Source organism: Streptomyces sp. BB1-1-1, from assembly GCF_031597775.1.
GTDB classification, from domain to species: Bacteria; Actinomycetota; Actinomycetes; order Streptomycetales; family Streptomycetaceae; genus Streptomyces; species Streptomyces thinghirensis.
Genome location: NZ_CP134205.1, coordinates 249,899 through 268,647 on the forward strand (window position 1 = coordinate 249,899; position 18,749 = coordinate 268,647).

Annotated in this window: 14 protein-coding genes and 1 pseudogene; 3 read left to right on the forward strand and 12 right to left on the reverse strand. The window is 68.6% G+C overall.

Going from position 1 to position 18,749, the window contains the following annotated elements:
• Window positions 1-35: 35 nt before the first annotated feature.
• A complete protein-coding gene (locus tag RI578_RS41785) occupies window positions 36-1,466 on the reverse strand; it encodes a hypothetical protein (RefSeq protein ID WP_310876236.1) in 1,431 nt (476 codons plus the stop codon).
• 374 nt (window positions 1,467-1,840) lie between these two features.
• Between RI578_RS41785 and RI578_RS41790 the strand changes: the two genes are divergently transcribed.
• The gene (locus RI578_RS41790; protein ID WP_310876237.1) at window positions 1,841-4,540 is read left to right on the forward strand and encodes a hypothetical protein; all 2,700 of its coding nucleotides are present in this window, start codon (window positions 1,841-1,843) and stop codon (window positions 4,538-4,540) included.
• A gap of 167 nt (window positions 4,541-4,707) precedes the next feature.
• On the opposite strand, the gene RI578_RS41795 is transcribed toward RI578_RS41790, so the two are convergent.
• The 10 genes from RI578_RS41795 to RI578_RS41840 form a co-directional block, all read right to left on the reverse strand.
• On the reverse strand, window positions 4,708-5,715 hold the full coding sequence (locus tag RI578_RS41795) for a hypothetical protein (protein ID WP_310876238.1): 1,008 nt from the start codon (window positions 5,713-5,715) through the stop codon (window positions 4,708-4,710).
• A gap of 231 nt (window positions 5,716-5,946) precedes the next feature.
• The gene (locus tag RI578_RS41800) at window positions 5,947-6,309 is read right to left on the reverse strand and encodes a hypothetical protein (protein WP_310876239.1); all 363 of its coding nucleotides are present in this window, start codon (window positions 6,307-6,309) and stop codon (window positions 5,947-5,949) included.
• Between the two features lie 64 nt (window positions 6,310-6,373).
• Complete coding sequence (locus RI578_RS41805) at window positions 6,374-7,135, reverse strand: GntR family transcriptional regulator (protein WP_310876240.1); 762 nt, start codon at window positions 7,133-7,135, stop codon at window positions 6,374-6,376.
• Window positions 7,136-7,224: 89 nt separating this feature from the next.
• On the reverse strand, window positions 7,225-7,905 hold the full coding sequence (lexA, locus tag RI578_RS41810) for a transcriptional repressor LexA (RefSeq protein ID WP_310876241.1): 681 nt from the start codon (window positions 7,903-7,905) through the stop codon (window positions 7,225-7,227).
• 238 nt (window positions 7,906-8,143) lie between these two features.
• Complete coding sequence (locus RI578_RS41815; RefSeq protein ID WP_310876242.1) at window positions 8,144-9,037, reverse strand: nucleotidyltransferase domain-containing protein; 894 nt, start codon at window positions 9,035-9,037, stop codon at window positions 8,144-8,146.
• Between the two features lie 332 nt (window positions 9,038-9,369).
• Window positions 9,370-10,245 carry a hypothetical protein gene (locus RI578_RS41820; RefSeq protein WP_310876243.1) on the reverse strand — a complete coding sequence of 292 codons (876 nt, stop codon included), beginning with the start codon at window positions 10,243-10,245 and terminating at the stop codon, window positions 9,370-9,372.
• A 168-nt stretch (window positions 10,246-10,413) separates the two neighbouring features.
• Entirely contained in the window at window positions 10,414-11,277 is an 864-nt protein-coding gene (locus tag RI578_RS41825; protein ID WP_310876244.1) for a M48 family metalloprotease, read from the reverse strand.
• An 83-nt stretch (window positions 11,278-11,360) separates the two neighbouring features.
• Entirely contained in the window at window positions 11,361-13,136 is a 1,776-nt protein-coding gene (gene ltrA, locus RI578_RS41830; protein ID WP_310876245.1) for a group II intron reverse transcriptase/maturase, read from the reverse strand.
• 783 nt (window positions 13,137-13,919) lie between these two features.
• Window positions 13,920-14,435 (reverse strand): hypothetical protein, encoded by a 516-nt coding sequence (locus tag RI578_RS41835; RefSeq protein WP_310876246.1) that lies wholly within the window; start codon window positions 14,433-14,435, stop codon window positions 13,920-13,922.
• A 26-nt stretch (window positions 14,436-14,461) separates the two neighbouring features.
• A complete protein-coding gene (locus tag RI578_RS41840) occupies window positions 14,462-15,820 on the reverse strand; it encodes a hypothetical protein (RefSeq protein WP_310876247.1) in 1,359 nt (452 codons plus the stop codon).
• Between the two features lie 122 nt (window positions 15,821-15,942).
• On the opposite strand from RI578_RS41840, the gene RI578_RS41845 reads away from it, so the two are divergent.
• On the forward strand, window positions 15,943-16,206 hold the full coding sequence (locus RI578_RS41845) for a hypothetical protein (RefSeq protein ID WP_310876248.1): 264 nt from the start codon (window positions 15,943-15,945) through the stop codon (window positions 16,204-16,206).
• Window positions 16,203-16,568, forward strand: a complete 366-nt coding sequence (locus tag RI578_RS41850) for a hypothetical protein (RefSeq protein WP_047181493.1) — start codon at window positions 16,203-16,205, stop codon at window positions 16,566-16,568. Before RI578_RS41845 ends, RI578_RS41850 begins: the two co-directional genes overlap by 4 nt.
• Before the next feature lie 1,268 nt (window positions 16,569-17,836).
• On the opposite strand, the pseudogene RI578_RS41855 reads toward RI578_RS41850, so the two are convergent.
• Window positions 17,837-18,749, reverse strand: a pseudogene (locus tag RI578_RS41855) (IS5 family transposase).

The window sequence follows — 18,749 nt, forward strand, 5'->3', positions numbered from 1 at the left end:
TCTGACGTGTCCCGTCGTCCTCCGGCGTCTGCTGGCTACCGGCGCAGGCGCGAGAGCAGGCCGGGCCGCCCGGACGCCTTCGGATCGGCACCCGGCGCGGCGATCTCGGGAGGCTGCGCGACGCCGGTGTCGCCGAAGACGGCATGTCGCACGGCATCCCAGTCATCGCGGCGCCACCAGTCGAACAGGCGGGCGCTGCCGATCACCGGCACGGTCAGCGCGTCGGCGAACGCGCGGTCGGTGTAAACCTCGGTGTCCCGCTGCGCAGGGTGGAGCTTGATCTGGTAGTTGACCACCAGGACGCCGCCGTCAACAGGCTCGGTCCCGGTCAGACCGGGCCAGGTGTTCAGGTGCTTGAGGAGTTTGTCGGGCAGGCTCTGCGGTGGCCGGTTGTTCGCCGACTTCACCTCGACCAGGACTCGGCGGCTGCCGAACTCGGCCAGCAGGTCTGCCGACTTGGTGCCGTACACGTCGTCGAGGCGGGTCACTGCGGCGCCGGCCGCCACGAGGACGTCGTGTACCGCATCCTCCAGCGGGCGGCCGGTGCCGAACAGCAGGCCGTCGCGCAGGGGATCGGCCACGGCCCGCAACGCGGTGAGTTGCTGCTGCAGCTCGGTCTGCCGCCGCTCGTGGGCGCGCTGTTCCTCGGCGATCGTCTCGAGCAGCCGGGCTTCGGCGTCGGTGGCGAGTGCCGGGTCGCGCACCAAGGTCGAGCGGGCTCGGGTCAGCGCGCCGGGCACGTACGCGGGCAGCGCGTGATGGACCAGCCACTCCACCAGCAGATGCTGGTCGGTGCCGTGGGGAACTACGAACCACCGGGCACTGCCGCCCGTCGGCATCCAAATCCCCGCCACCGGGTGGCCGAGGCCGTCGACCAGGATCGGGCGCAGTTCCCCCTCCCCCGGCGGCGGCCACATCCTGGCAGATCCGGGGTGCGAGGGCCTGTCCTTGAGGTAGGTCAGGCGGAACCAGGTGTCCGGGGGACGGTTGAGTAGCCGGGTGCCGAGTTCGTGTTCGGCGTGGTCCAGGCCGTCAGCGAGTTCGGGGTTCACGTTGGTGGGGAGCGGGTTGGCGGAGATCGAGCCGTAGTAGTGGGGCAGGTGGATGCCGGGGGCGACGTGTCCGGAGAAGACGTTGTGCCTGCGTTCGCCCGCGCCGGTGCAGGCGACGACGAGGGCGGTCTCCCCACGCTTCCGGGCTCCCGCGGCGTAGCGCTTGTAGGGCTCAAGGCCGGTGGCGGGTCCGAGGACGGGGGACAGGACGGCTGCGCAGTCGCCCGTCTCCTGATCCTTCCACCGCGGCTCCACCCCAAGCGCCGCCCAGTCCACCACGTTCGGCCGCACTGCCGGGGCGGGCCCGGGGCCCGCCCCGGCGGACGTGCCGATCACGTGGGGCGCCGGGGACGCCGGGGGTTCGCCGGCGATGTGCAGGGGGATCGGGACGGCGCTCGGGCCGGACGGGCTCATGGTGGACACGGTAGCCGCCGCCAGGGCGTGGGCCCGCGTTAATTTTCCCTGAGACGCGACCTGCCCGGCCTACCCACCGACGCGATGCTGATGGGCACGCTCGGCCCGCCCATGGTCTGGCCGTCGTTGCCCACGGAGGGCTTGGCGTACCGCGTCCTTGGCCAGCTGGCTGCCCGGTAGCATCAGGGGGAAACGCACCTCACCGTGACGTGCCGTGCCCGGACCCACCTCCGGGCCGTGGCGAATCCAGCTGCCGCTGGAGGGTGATGCAGTGGTGATGCTTGGCGCTTCCAATCATCGTGTGACCGCCCCTGTACGCGCTCTGGCTCCTGTCGTGGTGGGGCGGCACGGACCGAGAGCGCGCAGGAGCTGTCGTGTCACCGAAGCACAGTACGCATCCCACCAACCGCCGGCAGATCGCCAAGGCCCTCGACGCGCAGACGCAGATGGGCTACCAGCGCGCGTTGCAGCGCGTCGTCGACGCCGCTGAGAAGGGGCTGCTGCCCGAGGTTCTGGACGAGGCCGGCCGCGCCGAGGCCGTGCGCCTCCTCGCCGAGCAGGGCGCACTCGAGCCGGATCCGGGCCCGTTCCTCGCGAAGGACTACCTGAAGGCCCTCGTCGAGGAGTTCCGCCGTCTGGGCTGGGGCGCGGGCGATGCGACCGACGTGGAGTGCTTCGGCCTGACCTCCTACGCCGGGCCCGTCGCTGGGCTGAGCCTGTCGGTGGGGCGCGCCGACGACGAGGACGACGGCGCCGAGCGTGACCCGGACGACCCCGGGCAGTGCGATCTGGCCAAGCCGCTCTACCTGATGGCGATGTGCCCGGCCGGGAACGCCACCGTGGACGATTTCGAGGACGGCCTGGCCGACTGCTCCACCGAGCCGGTCCGGGCCACCGCACGGCGCCTGGACACCGGGCTCGGCCGGACCCGGCTGGCCAGGGTGCGGGGCATGGAGGAACACTCCACCACGCCGTGCCCGATCTGCGGCGACCGCTACCCCGCCCATCACCTGCTGGGGAACTCGCCGAGCGCCGCGCCGGTCTGCCCCGCGTGCGTCTTCGACGGCGACCAGCCCTACCGCACCGACCTTCCGTACCTCGCCGTCCAACTTGACCGCCTCCTGTACGAGGATCTGTCCGCCCCGGCGGGATGGGACGCGGTCGCGGCCGTTCTCGCGCTGACGTGCGGTGCGAACCTGCGCGCCCGGCTCGACCGCGCGCTTCGGGAGCGTGGCGGCTGGCCGATCGTGATGGAGCGCTGGGGCGAGCCGCTGGTCCGCTCCTGGATCTGGCTGCCGCCGCCCGCCGACCGTCATCCGATGTTCCGGCGCCTGGGTGCCGGCGCGAACCTGACCGCGCTCGTCGACGCCGTCGACCGCCACGACCCCACCGCCCGCGCCGCGGCGAAGGCTCTGTGCCGCGAGGTGGGCGTGCGCTGGAGGGACGCGCTGTGGCCGGCCGCGATCGCTTTCGCGGTGGCCCTGACCACGCAGGCCTGCGAACGGGACCGCCACCGCACCCCCTACCACCTCGTCCACTCCCTCAGCGACGGCCTCGGCCAGATCATGAAGCCGTTCGCGGTCACCGGGGACGCCTTCAACGTCGAGAGCGGCCTGACCGAGCTCCTCCAGTGCCAGCTGCTGCCGATGCTGCTCGGGCACAGCCTGGACGAGGAACCCGACGACCCGCGGCGCCGCTACGGAGCAGGGGGCGACGACGAGCGTCCCGCCGCCACCGGCGCTGATGCGCGGATCAGCCACAGCATCGACCGGGCGAACCAGGTCGCCGTGATCCTGGGCACGCTCCCCTTCACGCCGCCCGGCGTCCCGGCCTGGGACGGCGCGCCGGTCACCGGGCCGGACGCCGATGGCCTGGGCAGCACCGCCCCGGTCGGCGAGCCGTGCGCGGCGCTTCGGGCCGAGGCCCGGCGGCAGGCCGCCGAGACGCTCTACGACGCGGGCGGCCCCCTGCTGGTCGACGCCGACCACGCCTGGGCACGCGAGGGCTGGTGGGTCCCCTCGGACCACAGCCGGCACGCGGTGCGCCAGGCACGGCAGTTCCTGGGCTCCCGGACCCGGGTCCTGGCCCTGTGGTACGGGCCCGGCGCCCAGTTCCCCGAGCCGGTACAGGTCTGCGTCGAGGTCACCGACGTCCACCCGCACAGCACCGGCCCGGCGGACGTGCCCTGGCTGAGCGTGTGGGACGGCCACTCGCACTTCGGGATGACCCTGTCCGACCTCGCGCTCATCCGCCGCGCCGAACCCAGTGAGGAACTCACCCAGGTCTGGCCAACCCACGACGACGCCGATACCGGCCACCAGGACGCCGCCGTGCCGGACGTGCCCGCGGGTACGTCCGGCACGGCGGACGGGGCGCTCCCGACGGCCGAGGAGCTATGCCTGCTGACCGACCGGTTCCTGCACCTGGCCGGGCACCGGCTCGGCGAGGGCTGGAAGAGCGTGGACGAGAAGGCCTACGCGGCCCACCAGCGCCTGGAGAAGGCCCTGGAAGCCGAGTACACCGGCTTCGCGGCCACGTCCGTCAAGGTCTGGATCAACTTCTTCGACACCGCTCACTCCTGCCCCACCGGCCCGGGCCAGCCCCTCCCCCCGTACGCGCTGACCGGCAAGCCCTACGAGGTGGAGTTCACCGTCCACGCCCACGACCCGTCCTGCGGCTGCGGGCAGGAGTACGGCTTCGGCGAGTTCTCCGACCGCGTCTGCCAGCTCCTGATCGTCCTGTGCCTGTACGGGGGGCTGATCGAAGCCCACCCGATGGTCGAGACCGCAGGCGCCCCCGAGGAGGGCCGGGCCGCGCTGCGGGACATCACCTGGAAGGTCGACGGCCCCGACGGCTACGACTTCCGGGAGGTCCAGCGCCGGGTGATCCGCGACGTCACCGACGCCGACTCGCCCCTGAACACCGACACCAATCCGGCCTACATCCCGCCGTACATGGCCGCGGACGGCTGGTACCTGCCCGAAGGCGGCACCTCGATGATGTTCCACGGCCGCCGGCACGGCCACGAGGGCAACAACGAGCGGGAGGAGCGGGAAGCCGATAGCCCAGCGTGACCTCGGTGTGCTGGCGCACGCCGACCTGGAGCGGCTGGGGATGGCGCTCGCAGCGGTGACCGAGGCCACACTGAGCCTGATGTGCTCGGGCGGGGGCGGGAAGTTGTGTGGCGGCAGCCCTTTCGGGGAGGGGTGCTGACATGGGCCTTGACGGTTCGTCGTGTTGCTCAGCCGGTGGCCGAGCAGCCTGGCATCGACGGCAGCAAGGCCTCGCCCGTCAGAGCGCTGATCCGTCGCCGGATCGCTGCGAACATCTCCGCCCGCTCTTCCTTGACCGGGTAGTCGAAGCGGTCGTAGCGCAGCTGGAGGGCGGCGGAGCCGTCCGGGGACTTCAGGAGGACCAGGCCCAGGCTCTCACCAGGGATCAGGTCGCGGTGCCCGCGCAGTTCCAGCGGCAGACCGTGCTCCGGGTCGGTGAGGGCCTGGACCAGCTCGGCGCGGCGCAGACCGGTGTCGGAGGCGTGGTCCAGTTCCAGGATCCACCACTCCCCCAGCCGGGACTCGTGGCCGGTGACCACGTGGGGGACGGCGACGGTGTGGAGGAGGCCGAGGCGGCGCAGCAAGCCGCTGGGGAGCCAGGCCGCCTCGCGCCAGGTGGACTCATAGGTCAGGGGCTGGCGCTCGTCCTCCCAGCGCCGCTCGTCGGCGGTCCAGGTGTCTTCGGCGAGCCAGCTGGCCTCGCCTCCGATGTCGTGGGTTCGCTCGGCAAGGGTGGTCTCGGCCTTCTGGAATGCGCGTCGGGACACTCCGGTGAGCCGGATGCTGGTCGGCTGTCCGAGGCGGCGGAGCTCGATGCCGCGGTCGGTGCGTGCGGTGATCCGGACCCCGTTGAGACCCTGGATCTCATCATGGCCGGTGCCCGCCTGCACGCGGCCGGGCAGCAGCGCGGCCAGCAGGCCGTCGAGGCTCGCGTTGCTCTCCAGGTCGAGCCGGATTCCCTCCGCGGTGGGCTGTACGTACCGGATCCCGAAGGGGAACTCGAAGAAGTCCCGCTGGTAGCTGAGGATCCGGTAGAACGCCTCGGACTCGAGCAGGAGTTGCGCCTGGTGGGCAGGGGCTGGGATGAGAGGTGCGTGGCGGGGAAGGCCGGCGACGACGTCGCACGCGACCTGGCGGGGAGCACCGGTGTAGAGGGCGTAGGTCCGGGCGCGGCTGCTGATCCGGGTGTCCGGCATGGGGGTACCTTTCGCTCCGTTCCGTCGGCCCGCGGAACATGAGGAACAGGCACTGGTGTGCGGTGGTGCGGTCGGTGGGATCTCTGATCGAAGCCGAGCTTCTTCGCCTCCGCCTTGAACCAGCGGGCCGAGGTTCGCGTGAGGAGCAGCAGACCGATGCCGCAGGGCGCCACTGTATCCCTCGGGTTCGGCTCGCAGGGGCGACACGCCGCCACGCAGTTCGGGCGCGGGCTACAGGGGGGACGCGACCGGCTGGAGATGGTTCTCCGCGGCGAGTCGACTGCGGGCCGTGGCTTCTTGTCGCAGCGCCGTCCTCAGGTGCCACAACGAGATCACCGGCAGGAGGCTGCCGAGCCGCGCCACTGCCCGCAGTACCTCCGCCGCCTGGACCAGGGGTTCGGCAGCCGCCCGTGACCGCTCGTTCCTTCGGTCCTCGCGCAGACGGTCCACGATCTCGTCCAGCAGATGCGCCAGCTCACCCGCTCCTGGGTCCTCCGGCACATCAGCCCCCCACCACTGGAGCGCCGCCTCCAAGGCCGTGAAGGCGTTGGTGCGGTCGAGCGGCGGCCTGGTCTCTGCGTCCCCGTGCGTCACGCTCCCCATCGTTCACCGCCGGACTTCTTCTCGGGGCGGAAACGGAGAATCGGCTGGTCTCGCATCAGGCCGAGGCCCCGTCCCTTTCATGCGCTGCAGTCGGTACGGGCATGCCGCGGCGCCGGGCCTCGCGGATGAGGACGTCGAGCTGAGCACCGGCCGCTTGGTAGGCGTCGGCGGCACGGGCAAGGCGCTGCTCGGCGGCGGCCAGGTCGGCGGCGAGTTCTTCCTCGGTTCGCGGCCGCTCCCGAGAATCCGGCCGTGCTGACAACGCCTGCTCGCCGAGCAAGGGCTGCTCGCCCTGTCGCGCGGTGCTGCGGACGAACACGCCCCTGCCCTTGACCGCGTAGACCAGGCCCTCGCGTTTGAGTACGCGCACCGCGTTCTGTGCGGTCGAGTTGGCGATGCCGAAACGGTCTTGGAGCTCCCGTGCGGAGGGAAGCCGGCCGCTCGGAAAGTTCCCGGACCGTATCTCCTCCCTGAGCAGGTCGGCCGTACGCACGTATGGGGGCCTGGGGTCGTGCTCGGCGGTGACCGCGGCGTCGGGGAAACGGGAAGGCGCCGTCCCGGCCGCCGGCGGAAGGCCGGGGTGCGTGCCGCTGACGTAGCTGCCCCGGCCGAGCACGGAGTAGACCAGTCCCTCCCGCTTCAGCACTCTCAACGCGTTCTGCACGGTTGAGCTGGATACCCCGAAGCCTTCTTGGAGTACACGTGCCGATGGCAGTTGACTCCCGGCTGGGTACTCCCCGCTGTAGACCTTGGCGCGCAACACCTCGGCCGCCTGAAGGTAGGGCGGCCTTGGGTCGTCTTCCAGCGGCAGAGTCATGGTCATACGGTATGCAGCGCCGCTCCCGGCCGTGAGCTCGCGCACGGCCGGGGCGGGAGACGCCTGTCCGGGTTCCACTGCGAGGATCGTCAGACGGTGCGCATCACGGCGACGACCTTGCCCAGGATGACCGCGTCATCGGCCGCAAGCGGCTGGAACCTGGGGTTGTGTGCGACGAGCCAGGCGTGGCCGGCCGCGTCGCGCTGGAACCTCTTCACGGTCGCCTCGCCGTCGAGCATGGCGACGACGATGTCGCCCGGCTCGGCGACTTGCTGACGCCGTACGGTGACCACGTCGCCGTCACAGATGGCTGCCTCGATCATGCTTTCCCCGGACACCTTCAGAGCGAAGAGCTCGCCGTCGCCGACCAGCTGGCGCGGCATGACGTAGGTGTCCTCGACCATCTCCTCGGCAAGCATCGGTGGACCGGCCGCGATCCGCCCGACCAGAGGGACCTCCGCCGCTGCGGACTCGCCCTCCGGCCGCTCGTACGCCTCCTTTGATGCCTTGAGGGGGAGGCAGTAGGCGCGAGGACGGTGCGGGTCTCGACGTAGTTCTCCCTTGCGTTCCAAGGCAAGGAGCTGGTGCGCGACGCTGGAGGTGCTCTTCAGGCCGACGGCCAGACCGATCTCACGCATCGAGGGCGGGTATCCGCGGTCAGCGACAGAACGGGCAATGCAGTCGACGATGGTCCGCTGCCTGTCGGTGAGCCCATCGGGACCCCGGCGGATGCCTGGAGGCCGGCCGGGTCGAGCGTCGGTGATGGTCATGTGCCCCCCTTACGATCTTGCGTCTCTGGACAGTAGCCCCACCCGCCGACAAACGGAACATCGTTTCGACGCACGCGAGCGATCCCGTGAACGAGGATGTGAGGCCCGGGGCTGAGGCACGGCCGGGCCGGGCTCTCACCGGTTGACTTCGGCGCCATCGCTGGTCTCAGCCTCCTGGAGGCGAGGTGCTTGATCGCGAGGTGGGCGCGCTTCGCGTCGCGGGCTGCCCCCTCGGGGGTCAGCGTCGGAAGACTGCTGCCTTGGGCCCAGGTTTGATCACCAACGCGTTCAGCGGGCGCGACCGCGTGGGCTGCACGACCTCCAGCCAGCCGTCGGCGCGGGTGACGCAGTACGGGATGCTCTGGTAGTTCTGCCACTTCCAGTTGATCCACCAGCGGGGCTCACTGCGGTGTCCCGCGAGGCGCCGCGATGTGGGCAGCCGCTGACCGGCCAGCTCGACGTCGTCGAACTCGACCGCGAGTTCCTTCATGAGGGCCAGACCCGCCAGGGCCGCGCGGCGCAGCGGGCTGTCGTCGTTCCACCGGCGGAAGGCCCAGCGCATGTCCGGGGTCGCCAGCAGACTGGTGTCGTCCGGGGCGTCGGGGAGCATGATGCGGGAGATGGTGATGGCCTCCTGCTGCTGCCACCCGATCAGTTCTGCCCGGACCGGGCGGGGGATGTGCCGGTCGAGGCCTTCGAAGGCGTCGATCATGTCGTGGCGCTCAGCCCGGCCGGCTTCAGGGTCTTCGGCGATCGCGTGGAGCACGCCGAGCGCTTCGGCGAGTGTGTCGCCCCGTTGCCACAGCGGGAGCATGAAAGTGCCTTCGGCCTCCAGTTGCTCGCGCGCCGCGTCCTCGAACTGGAACTGCAGCCCGCGCGATGACCCGGCGAGCGCGCGGCGCAGCGGCGCGTAGGGGTTGCCGCCGGAGAAGATGGCCTGGACGACGGCCTGCTTCATCCGTTCGTCGCGCTCGAACCGGACAGCGACGTCGACGTCGTGGGGCTCGAGGGCGCCACGTGCGAAGCTGCCGAACAGCCACACCTGCCGGACCAGCTGGAGGGGCCATTCCTGGGGGCCGTCGAGCCGGTGGAGCATCGCTTCGACCAGTTCGACAGCTCGCGTGCGCTTCATGTGGCTCCCTCGATCTCCGCTGGCCACCAGGGTAGTGGCCGGACCATGATGTCGTTGCGGGACGGACGCCGGGCTGATGATCAGGCCGGACCGGCGGAGGGAGTATGCCCCCGGACGCAGCGCACGGGGGGACGCGGCGTCCAGGGGGACTGCTGCTCAACGTACCGCGCCAACCCGCGCCTTATCGCACATATCGGAGAATCGGATCGCGGGTCTTTGACCGGTGCGCTGTCGTACAAGGAGAGCTTCGTGGCCGGCGCCGGCTGTTTCACCGCGGCGTGAAGGCTGCCGTGCGCGCCGGAGCTGCCCGGGGCGGGCGGCTACGTCTGGGGCTAGAGAAGGTCGTTCAGGGTCCGGCGCGAAAGGTTCAGGGCGTTCGCGGCCCTCGTGGCGTTCTCGTCGTGTGCCACGTAGACCGTCCTCGCGGCGTTCCGTCGGCTGGTGCCAATCTCCTGTTGGACCGTCGTGCGCACGAGGGTGCCGATGACGCGGGTGGCGTGCTCGTACTCGGTCGCGACGTCGCGCGCTCCCCAACAGGCTGCCACCTGGCGCTCGCGGTCCGATTCCGAGTCGGGCGTCTGGAAGTCGAGCAGGTCCGTGAGGTCCCGGGCGGCGCGGGCGGCGCGGGCCAGCAGTGGCAGCTCGCTCTCGTCCGCCAGCAGCGACCAGTCAGCCCGATAGATGAGGAGAGCGGCATGCTCGGAGGTGCACTCCACCCACTGGTCCGGCTCGCCGTCGTACTGCGAGGTGGTGGCCAGCAACCACTGGCCGCGCCGGGTCACCCACAGGCTGAACGCGCGCCTCTCCTCGCGCAGCGCCTCGTCGTCCTGGTCCAGGACCCTCCGAGTGGTGCCGAGGTCGAACCATCTGGCCTTCTGCCAGGGGATGTCCTCCGTAGTGGAGGCGTCGTCGTCTACCGCGGCGGTGATCACGGCCCAGTTGACGTCGTCGCCGGGCAGGGTCGGTTGCCCCTGCTCATCCCGGATCGAGTAGTCCGCCCTGGCGAGGAGAGCACGCGTCGCCTGGTCGTCCAGCTCGTGACTGCCGATGAAGTCGGTCGCGTCGTCCCAGGTGAGCGCGGTCAGCTTCTCCGACGGCCTCCGCCCGTGGTGCACGTCGCAGTCCCAGCCATCTTCTCCCAGGACGATTGCGGTATCACCGTGCCTGTTTCCACGCTCGAACAGCTCCTCCAGCAATGCGGCAGTCACGGCCACAGTCATGGTGCGTCCCCCCTACAGCCGTGCAAGGAGCGGCCTTCTGAGAGTTGAGCGGGGGCGTCCAAGCGCCACGGCCGGTCAGGTGGGATTGCGCAGGCGGCTGGCCATTGGGGCGGGTTTGGGCGCAGCGTGGGGCGCTGCGAGGACACGGATGCCGGATCAGCTGGCCGCGGCCGTATGCAGCGGGTGTTGCTTCTGGCCGAGTCCGTCGCTCAACGGAACGTGTTCGGCCCACAGAATCCGCAGGCGCTTAGGTGGATGGGTGCGCACGCTTCGGGCCGTCACCCAGATCCGTTGCAGGAGGGCGCGGTCGCGCTCTCGCTCGAGGTCCTCGCGCCACATGTCGGCCACCGCAGTCCGGCCGCAGGTACGGACGGCCGCGAAGTCGCAGGCGAGTTCGCCCCACCAGAAGAACAGGGCGTTCAACATCCAGGCGGCCGCTGCGGTCAGGACGAAGACGGGCAACGACAGGAAGCCGGCGGCCAGGGCGACCGTCGCCACGAAGGTGGACTCGGCGGCGATGCGCTTGCCGGTGTCGCGGCGCTGGAGATGGGCGAGCTCGTGCTCCAGGACTGCGGGAAGGTGGGCGGTGTGCCGAGGGTGGAGCCACCGCATTCCGAGCCAGACGTGTCCCCGGCGGCCATGGCCGGTGGAGCGGGCATCGGCCCAGCTATCGGTCTCGTCGGAGGTGGCCAGGGTGACCTTCTCCAGCCCGCGCTCGGCGGCGGTGCGGCGTACGTGCTCGGTGGTCTGCCGCATCCTGGCCGCGAAGTGACGGTAGAGGTCGCTGTCGGAAGGGCGAGGCTTACGGCCTGCGTGGGGCTGCCAGGTCAGCGCCTGTGCCGACGGCCCCATGGCGATCGCCGACTTCTGACGGGCGCGCCCCTGCGCCGCCCACAGTCCGCCTGCCGCCGCCGCGACGACTACGGCGATCCCGGCCGCCGGCCCGCGCAACTGCGTCATGACGGCCTCGCTGATGATCGCGGTTGCCACCACGGCCTGCCCAGCGTGGCGTTGCAGCATGTCCCCCAGTGTGGCGGGTAGCCCCGCGCCTTCAGACACGGGGCCCCCTAAGAACCGTACGAGCGACTCTCACCGCATACGGCTCAAGCAGACCACGAGGGGTCGGCAACCGCAGTTGCTGGTCGGGAACGCCGTCCATCCCCCGCATGATGCAGGCGATGGCAGTCGGCGTGGACCAGGCGGAGATTCTTGACGTCATCGCTTCCACCATCACGACGATAGACCAAGTGATCTGCGTGTAGTGAGTGCCTCATGGCTTCGAACCATTGCACCCAATCTCTCACGTTGTCTGGTTCGTATTCTGCCCCGACAATGAGCACTTGTCGACAAAGTGCACAGAGGCCCTTTTGCCGAGCCGCCAAGTATGACTTTCGCGCCGTCATTCGAGGCGGCTTCTTCTTCGCGTTCCGCTGGCGCCAGTAAGTCTTTAGGCTTGGGTCGTCGGGTGACGCCTTCCCCTTGATGGCTACATGGCGCGTGATCTCCGTGTAAAAGGGGACCAGCAGATTCCCAGTTTTGGGATCGCGGAAGCGATTTTCACCGAAATATCTCCTCCATATCCAACCCTTTGTCTTCCGTGGATGCATCCGCATACCCCACTTGAACAGGCATCGCTTTAGATACCAGTCCAGATTGGCATACGTTCGACTAGATGATGCTCCGCGGTAGTAGTTGGACCATCCCCTGGTGTAAGGGTTGAGTGCTCCGATCAGTGACGCAGCTGGCACTCCGCGGTGTTTCATCACGGACAGCTTGACTCTTCTCTTCGCTCTCGCGACGGAATCCTTGCTGGGTGTAACCAGGGTTCTCTCGTCCCCCCTTTTGCTGGCCGCGTACCGCCTGATGGTAAATCCCAGGAAGTCATAGCCTTCGTAGAGGCTCCTGACTGAGGACTTTTCCTCGTTAAAGGCAAGCCCTCTCGGTTCGAGCCATTCAACCAGTTTGGATTTGACCTCGTACGCTTCCTCGGCCGTTCTGCATAGCACAACGAAGTCGTCGGCGTATCTGATCAAGATGGGCGCCTCCCTTTGGGCGTGCCCTTCTGGGGAGTAACGGCACCCAGCCGCCTCTTCCATTCCATTTAGCGCGATATTAAGAAGCAGGGGACTAATTACTCCGCCTTGCGGCGTCCCCTCCTCGGTGCGAGTAAGTATCTCGCCTTCTACGACGCCGGCCTTCAGCCACGCCTTGATGAGCCCTCCGCCGGGGAAGTCCCCGATAGCGTCCATCAACTTGTCGTGGTTGATGCGGTCGAAGGCCGCAGAAAGATCGGCATCAAGCACCCATGGCCGCGTGGGAGGGTATCCCCGTCTGCCAGTTCCAGCGTGCCACAGGTAGTGAACTGCATCGTGGGCGCTTCTTCCGGGCCGAAACCCGAACGATTTTCGATCAAAGAGGAATTCCCATTGCGGTTCCAACGCATTTTTAACGCGGGCTTGCATGACCCGATCTCTAATCGTTGGAATCCCCAGCGGTCTCTGCTTGCCGCCACTTTTAGGGATGTAGACCCTTCTGACGGGCGCGGCACGCCAGGGTTGCGTCGAGTAATGAATCTCGCTAGCCAACTTCTGACGTTTCGTCGGGGTCAAAGCTCTTTCCCCGTCGATGCCTGCCGTCTTTCTTCCCTTGCTGATTTGCGTCACCCTTCGCACGCTTGTGAGCGTGTTGCTGTGGCTACGCAGCATCAGCTTCGACAGGTTCTTAACCTGCCTCCAGTTTCCTTCGCTTGCCGCCCGGAAGATCCGCTGCCTCAACCGCCGTACGTTCGCATTGGCTTTTCCCCAGTCAACTAGAGTCCAGTCCGTTAGAGCGCCCCGGCGTCCGTTCACTGCAAAGGAGCCCGCATTCGTAAGTTTCATGCTGCCCTCCCGTGTCTAACTTCTCGCTGGGTTCCGTTGGTCTTGCTTGCTTCATTTCCAGGTCTTACCAGGCTCACGTCAGCACCCTTTCAGGTCAGGGGAACGACCCCATATCCGGACAGTTATCCCAGAAGTTGGCCACTATCTTTTGGGTTTCCTGTTCCCTTTCAGGACTCCGGCCTTCGCTTTTTGAGCCATCCTGTTCCCGCTGCCCCTTCGTTCGGCCTTGCGGCTTTCCCTACCGATCAAGTCGGAGGGCATCGGGGTTTCCGTGTTCCGCATGAGATAGACACGACCGGGTAGGCCGCCCTCTATGCCCCGGGATCCCAAGGTGTGCCAAGCCACGCCACATGCAACGTGACCCCTCGTGCTCCCTCCTCCAGGAGCTAGATCCTTTAAGCCCGTATTCCGCCACCGAACTTCCGGTGATCACGAGGCTTTAATAGACAGAGGGTTCGTGTTCCTCGACCTCCCGACCTTTCTCTCTCCTGTGCCAGCGGGGTGGCCCCTCCGGCCTTGGGCACTACAGGTCAGCTCGGCACCGAGCCGTTACCAGCTCCGCACCTGACCCTGAGAACAGCGCTTGCACACTGCGCCGGGTGCCAACTCATCACGTTCAGGCCCGAGTCGGCACCACTACCTCAAGCGACTTCACGTCGCACCATGGTGATCACCGTAGTCGGCGAACGTGGCCGTCCGGCAGGGCTCGGTTCCGCTCCCCTTCACCGCGGCAGCGCACCTCTGCGTCTCATGGCGAACCGCGGCGACCGGTCTGCCGGTCGGCTACGGCGTCATTCGGGCAAGTCCTCGAACAAACTGCACCGTCTCGGGCTTCAGGCCCTCGGCCTCCGCTTCACGGGAGATTTGCCGGGCAGCCGTCACCGCCGCTTGCCGGGACAGGAGACGAGTGTTGAAGGGGCTGTAAGCCGACAGGAGGGCGGTGCCAAAGTCGTGTGCTGCGCGGGACAGCTGGGAGTGGTTGTCCGGCAGGGTGGCGGCGAAGTCGAGATCACGGGCCTTGTCGGCGATCGTCCTCTGCTCCGCGCGGACGGACTGTGCCGCCTGCCAGGCGAAGTAGGCCACGGCGATGGCAGCCGGCATTACCCCGGCTGCGCCCTCCGCCGTGGTCAGTTCGCCAATGCCCATGTCGAGCCACCACAGAAGGAACGGTGTCAGGGCGAGAGCGAGCGCTGGCCAGGCAAGCGCCGACCACCACACCGCGACGGTCAGCCGACGGCGCACGCCACCCGCCGTCAGGGGCAGTGCAGGGGCTTCTTCGTCCGGCGTATGGATCATCATGCCCTCTGGGTCCGACACGGCCGGCTTCAGGTGCTGACGGCTTCGTCTGATCCGATGCCGGAGGTGAGGAGGGTGAAGACCCGATCGTCGCTCCGGACCTCCTCCAGGATCGGCGCCCAGAGGCTCCTGCGCCCGTCGCCGAGGTGGCTCGTGAGGGTGTAGAGCTCGACGAGGTAGCCAGGCATGGCGCGGCCCCAGCACTGGTCGTTTTCGTTCCACTCCGTGAGGACTTGTTCCAGCTCTGGCAGGGACAGGAAGCCGGCGCAGGGGAGGACGGCCTTCTCCGCGACTTCTTGCCCGCGGTCGAAGGTGCCCACGTCCTTGAGGAGCGCCGGGAGAAACGGTGTGAAGTACGGATCGGGGCGCTGCTCGATGATGTCGGCGCGGGGGATGTACCAGAGGTTGGAGAACGCTGTGGTGAGGGCGGGCAGCGTCTTGCGGAGTTCGGGGTGGGCGACCAGGGCCAGGGCTTTGGCCTCGGCGGTGGTGATGTCTTTGTGCGGCGCCCGGGTGCCGATCGTCTCGATCTTGGTGTTCAGGAGGTTGCGCACGGGGGTGCCCAGGGAGGCCCAGAAGGCCGGGAGGTCGCCGAGCCGGCCGAGTGCCTGGAGCTGGACGGAGGGTTCGGCCGTCTCCAGGCGGGTCATCTGCTTGGCGACGGCCTTCTTGACGAGGTCGGCGTCACGTGCGGCGAAGCTGCGCAGGCACTTGGCCATCCGGTCGGCGAACTTCTCCGGTTTGATCTTGATCGCGGGGTCTTCGATCGCCAGGACAGCGAACTTGGCTGCGGCCTCGACAACCTTGGACCTGGCGCTGGGACGGACACGGTCGAAGAAGGTGTGGGTGAGGTACTCGGTGTCGTAGACGAAGCCGGGGTCCACGACGTGCTTGAGGAAGCTGTTGACGATCTTGCGGCCCTGGCTCGGTGGATGGATGAGCACGGCGTCCAGCGCGGCCGCGAGGTGGGCGCGGGCATACTCCATCGTCGGCTCGTAGAGCTCGCCGAGGGGACGGATGGACGGGTGCGCGCACAGGTGGCGGTCGTCGCGGATCCGCTCCAGCTGCTTGCGCTGGGTGAAGTCGATCAGTTCGAGCTTCTCCGCCGTGTCGAGCAGGGTCTTCTCCAGGCCGAGCATGATCGGGATTGCTTCGGACTCCGCACTGCCCTGCGCTCGCTCCACGTCGGCGACCAGGTCCTTCGCGTGGCTCTCGCCCTCTTCGTGGAGGATCTGGGCCTTGGCGATGAGGTCGGCGCAGACAGCTGTCCACGTCAGGACGATCGCGCCGCGGGCCGAGCCGGAGGCGTAGCAGCGGTACGCCTCGCCGACGAGGGGACGCAGGTCCGGATTGAACACGCGGTTCACGCGCTCTTCAAGGTCGATCATGTTGCCCCTCCCGGCGCGCCCGTCCCACTTGCCCCCGGAATAATCCCATCTTCCGCTCCGGGCCCCGGACCGGCCTCTCCATTTGCTATGTGCTGGTACCGGCACATAGCTACAGTGTGGGTATGGCAAAGCAGACGAACATCCGCCTGGACGACGCCGTCAAAGCCGCCGCCGAGGACCGGGCCAAGCGGCGGGGCCTGAGCCTGCAGGGGTACGTGGCTGATCTGATCGAGGCCGACGTGAACCAGACCCGCGCGGCCTTCATGGCCGGCGCCTCGTCATTCCTGGCCGCGTACACGGACTTGTTCGACGCGGAAGTCGGCGAGGACCGGTACCCCGGCCTCCCTGACACCACGGCGGAGACGGCATCGAGGGACGCCGCGTGAACCTTCGCGTCGACCTCGCGTGGATCCTGGCGGTGGCGCAGCAGATTCCGGGAGATCCCCAGGTCGTCGACTACGGCGTCCCGGTCGCGGCGGAAGCACGCCACCGGGCGGAGATCCTTGACCGCGAGGTCTACCCCGAGCCCCATCACAAGGCCGCGGCGCTCCTGTGCGAGCTGGCGAGAAACCCGAGCCTGGAGAAGCGGAACCTGCTGTTCGCGGCCACGGTGACCGCGGCCTACCTGTCGGCGTGCGGGATGCCGGTGAGCCCTGGCCTGGACACCGTCCTCCCACTGGCCCGCGCCGCCCGGGACGGTCTCCCGGTGCGGGAGGTCGCCGCTCAGATCAAGACCTGGACGAGCTGACCCTCTCGTCGGGCCGCGGGATCTCCCCTGACGTACAGGCCGTCGCGGCTACGCTGGCCGACGGCCGCGAGGCACCGGGTGCCGTGGCTTCCCCGGTGTCGACATCGGTCCGGTCCGGTGGTGGGGTCAGGTGCTCTACCAGGGCGAGCAGCGTCAGCAGGCAGATGGCTCCGATGAGGATGGCGGTCCAGCCGAGGGCCGATGGCGTATTGCGGGTGCCGATCGCGGTAGGCGTGAGCACCACCATCGCGGCGACCACGCCGCACGGAAGGACCCATTGCCGTCTCATGACCGGGTACCCGGGACCGAGAGGTCGGCCTGGTGCCCATCGCACGCGCGGTTGATCTGTCTCCGCGAAGACGACGCAGTTCTCATCGCAGATGAATGTATACCGGTTCGTCTCACCCGAAGATGGACCGCGCAGGCCAGAGCTTGGTCCACGGGGCTCGCTGCGAGGCGGCCGCTCACGAGCTGTCCAGCCCAGCCTCGCCGGCTCTGGTCATTGCCCCGTACGTCGGCAGCTCCGCGTGTGCGGCAACCGGGGGCCGGTGCCGCTGGGCAGGTCCCGCACAGGGCGTGAGCGGTCCGTCCGCGCCACCGTCTCTACAGCGCGCTGTGCGCGTGCGGTGCGCTGTGCCTGCGTCCCCGCACCTCCGCCTGCCCACCCCCGTCCCCGGCGCGTCAGAGCAGAGAGGGGCGCGCGGCGCCAGCAGGTGTGCGCCCTGCCCGAGGCCCGGCCGAGCCCGTACCGTCGCAAGGCCGGGCGAAACCCCCGAGACGGCGGTCTGTGAGGACGGTGGCGTGGTGGAGCGCAGGACGGTACTGAGCGCCGGGCTCTACGCGGCGGCACTGTGGACGGTTGGCACGACCCAGGCGCTGGCCGGCGGACGCGGCCAGCGCCTGGCTGCTGACTCTCACGTCCGCGCCGCACGCGATTCTCATTGAGATGTCATCTGAGAGATGTCCGTGGCCCGCTAGTTGTAGGGGTGTCATGAGTTTGCTTCAGACGCAGCATGAGAACTGCTGATGCAGGCATCTGAGAATCACGAGTTCAGTCCACTGAGAATCACAATACGACGCCGGCTGTGACCTGCTGTTTCGCGCTGAGCGGTGGCGAGATGGTCTACACAGGCTTCGCAGCCGACTGCGCTCGCACGTGCTGTACCTGGATCAGCCGACGATAAAGTCACTCCCGCTCGCGCGGACTATGCAACGCCGCGGTAACCGCCCTGGGCAGGAAGTGTGGGGCACCCCCGCCTGCGCGGGCGCTAGGTCGTGTCTGACAAATGATCACGCTGTGGTGTCGCGGAGCCACAAGATGAGCGAGGCCAGGTGCAGTCCTGACTTATAGCGGACGGCGAGCTTGTCGAAGCGGGTCGCGATTGCGCGGAACTGCTTGAGTCGGTTGAAGCAGCGTTCGACCACGTTGCGGCCTTTGTACTGCTCTTTGTCGAAGGCCGGTGGTCGTCCGCCGCGGGTGCCGCGTCGCTTGCGGTTAGCCACCTGGTCTGATCGTTCGGGGATGGCGGCCCGGATGCCGCGTTTCCGAAGGCTGGCTCGGATGGCCCGTGAGGAATACGCCTTGTCGGCCAGCACCCGGTCGGGACGGCGTCGCGGCCTGCCGACCGTGGCGCGGGGTACCTTGATGGCGTCCAGTACCGCGTCGAACATCGTGGAGTCGCGTTCACGTTCCCGGCGGTCACGACAAACGACAGGGGCAGGCCACGGCCGTCCGCTGCCAAGTGGACCTTTGTGGTCAGTCCGCCGCGGGACCGGCCGAGGGCCTGCCGCGCCGCCGAGCGTTGTGGATCTTCCAGTTTGTCCCCGTCCAAGTCCCCTTTTTCCCGGCTCCGGCGGAGTGCTGGTGAGCCCGGTTGATGGTGGAGTCCACCGAAACTGTCCACTCCAGGCGGCCGACCGCATCGTCACGGACCTGAACGTGCTCCAGCAACCGGGCCCACGTGCCGTCGGCTTCCCACCGGGCGAACCGCTCGTAGACCGTCTGCCACGGCCCATAGCGCGTCGGCAGGTCCCGCCACGGAGCCCCGGTCCGCAAGCGCCACAGCACCCCGTCGATCACCTGCCGGTGGTCCCGCCACGGCCACCCTCGACATCCAGCGCCGGCAAGAGCGGAGCTATCCGCTCCCACGCCGCATCCGTCAACTCACCACGACCAGCCAC

What these genes read in the sequence shown, in the direction of transcription:
- RI578_RS41785 (WP_310876236.1), bottom strand. Translation starts at nt 1,466, where the DNA reads ATGAGCCCGTCCGGCCCGAGCGCCGTCCCGATCCCCCTGCACATCGCC.
- RI578_RS41795 (WP_310876238.1), bottom strand. Translation starts at nt 5,715, where the DNA reads ATGCCGGACACCCGGATCAGCAGCCGCGCCCGGACCTACGCCCTCTAC.
- RI578_RS41805 (WP_310876240.1), bottom strand. Translation starts at nt 7,135, where the DNA reads ATGACTCTGCCGCTGGAAGACGACCCAAGGCCGCCCTACCTTCAGGCG.
- lexA (WP_310876241.1), bottom strand. Translation starts at nt 7,905, where the DNA reads ATGACCATCACCGACGCTCGACCCGGCCGGCCTCCAGGCATCCGCCGG.
- RI578_RS41815 (WP_310876242.1), bottom strand. Translation starts at nt 9,037, where the DNA reads ATGAAGCGCACGCGAGCTGTCGAACTGGTCGAAGCGATGCTCCACCGG.
- RI578_RS41825 (WP_310876244.1), bottom strand. Translation starts at nt 11,277, where the DNA reads ATGCTGCAACGCCACGCTGGGCAGGCCGTGGTGGCAACCGCGATCATC.
- ltrA (WP_310876245.1), bottom strand. Translation starts at nt 13,136, where the DNA reads ATGAAACTTACGAATGCGGGCTCCTTTGCAGTGAACGGACGCCGGGGC.
- RI578_RS41835 (WP_310876246.1), bottom strand. Translation starts at nt 14,435, where the DNA reads ATGATGATCCATACGCCGGACGAAGAAGCCCCTGCACTGCCCCTGACG.
- RI578_RS41840 (WP_310876247.1), bottom strand. Translation starts at nt 15,820, where the DNA reads ATGATCGACCTTGAAGAGCGCGTGAACCGCGTGTTCAATCCGGACCTG.
- RI578_RS41845 (WP_310876248.1), top strand. Translation starts at nt 15,943, where the DNA reads ATGGCAAAGCAGACGAACATCCGCCTGGACGACGCCGTCAAAGCCGCC.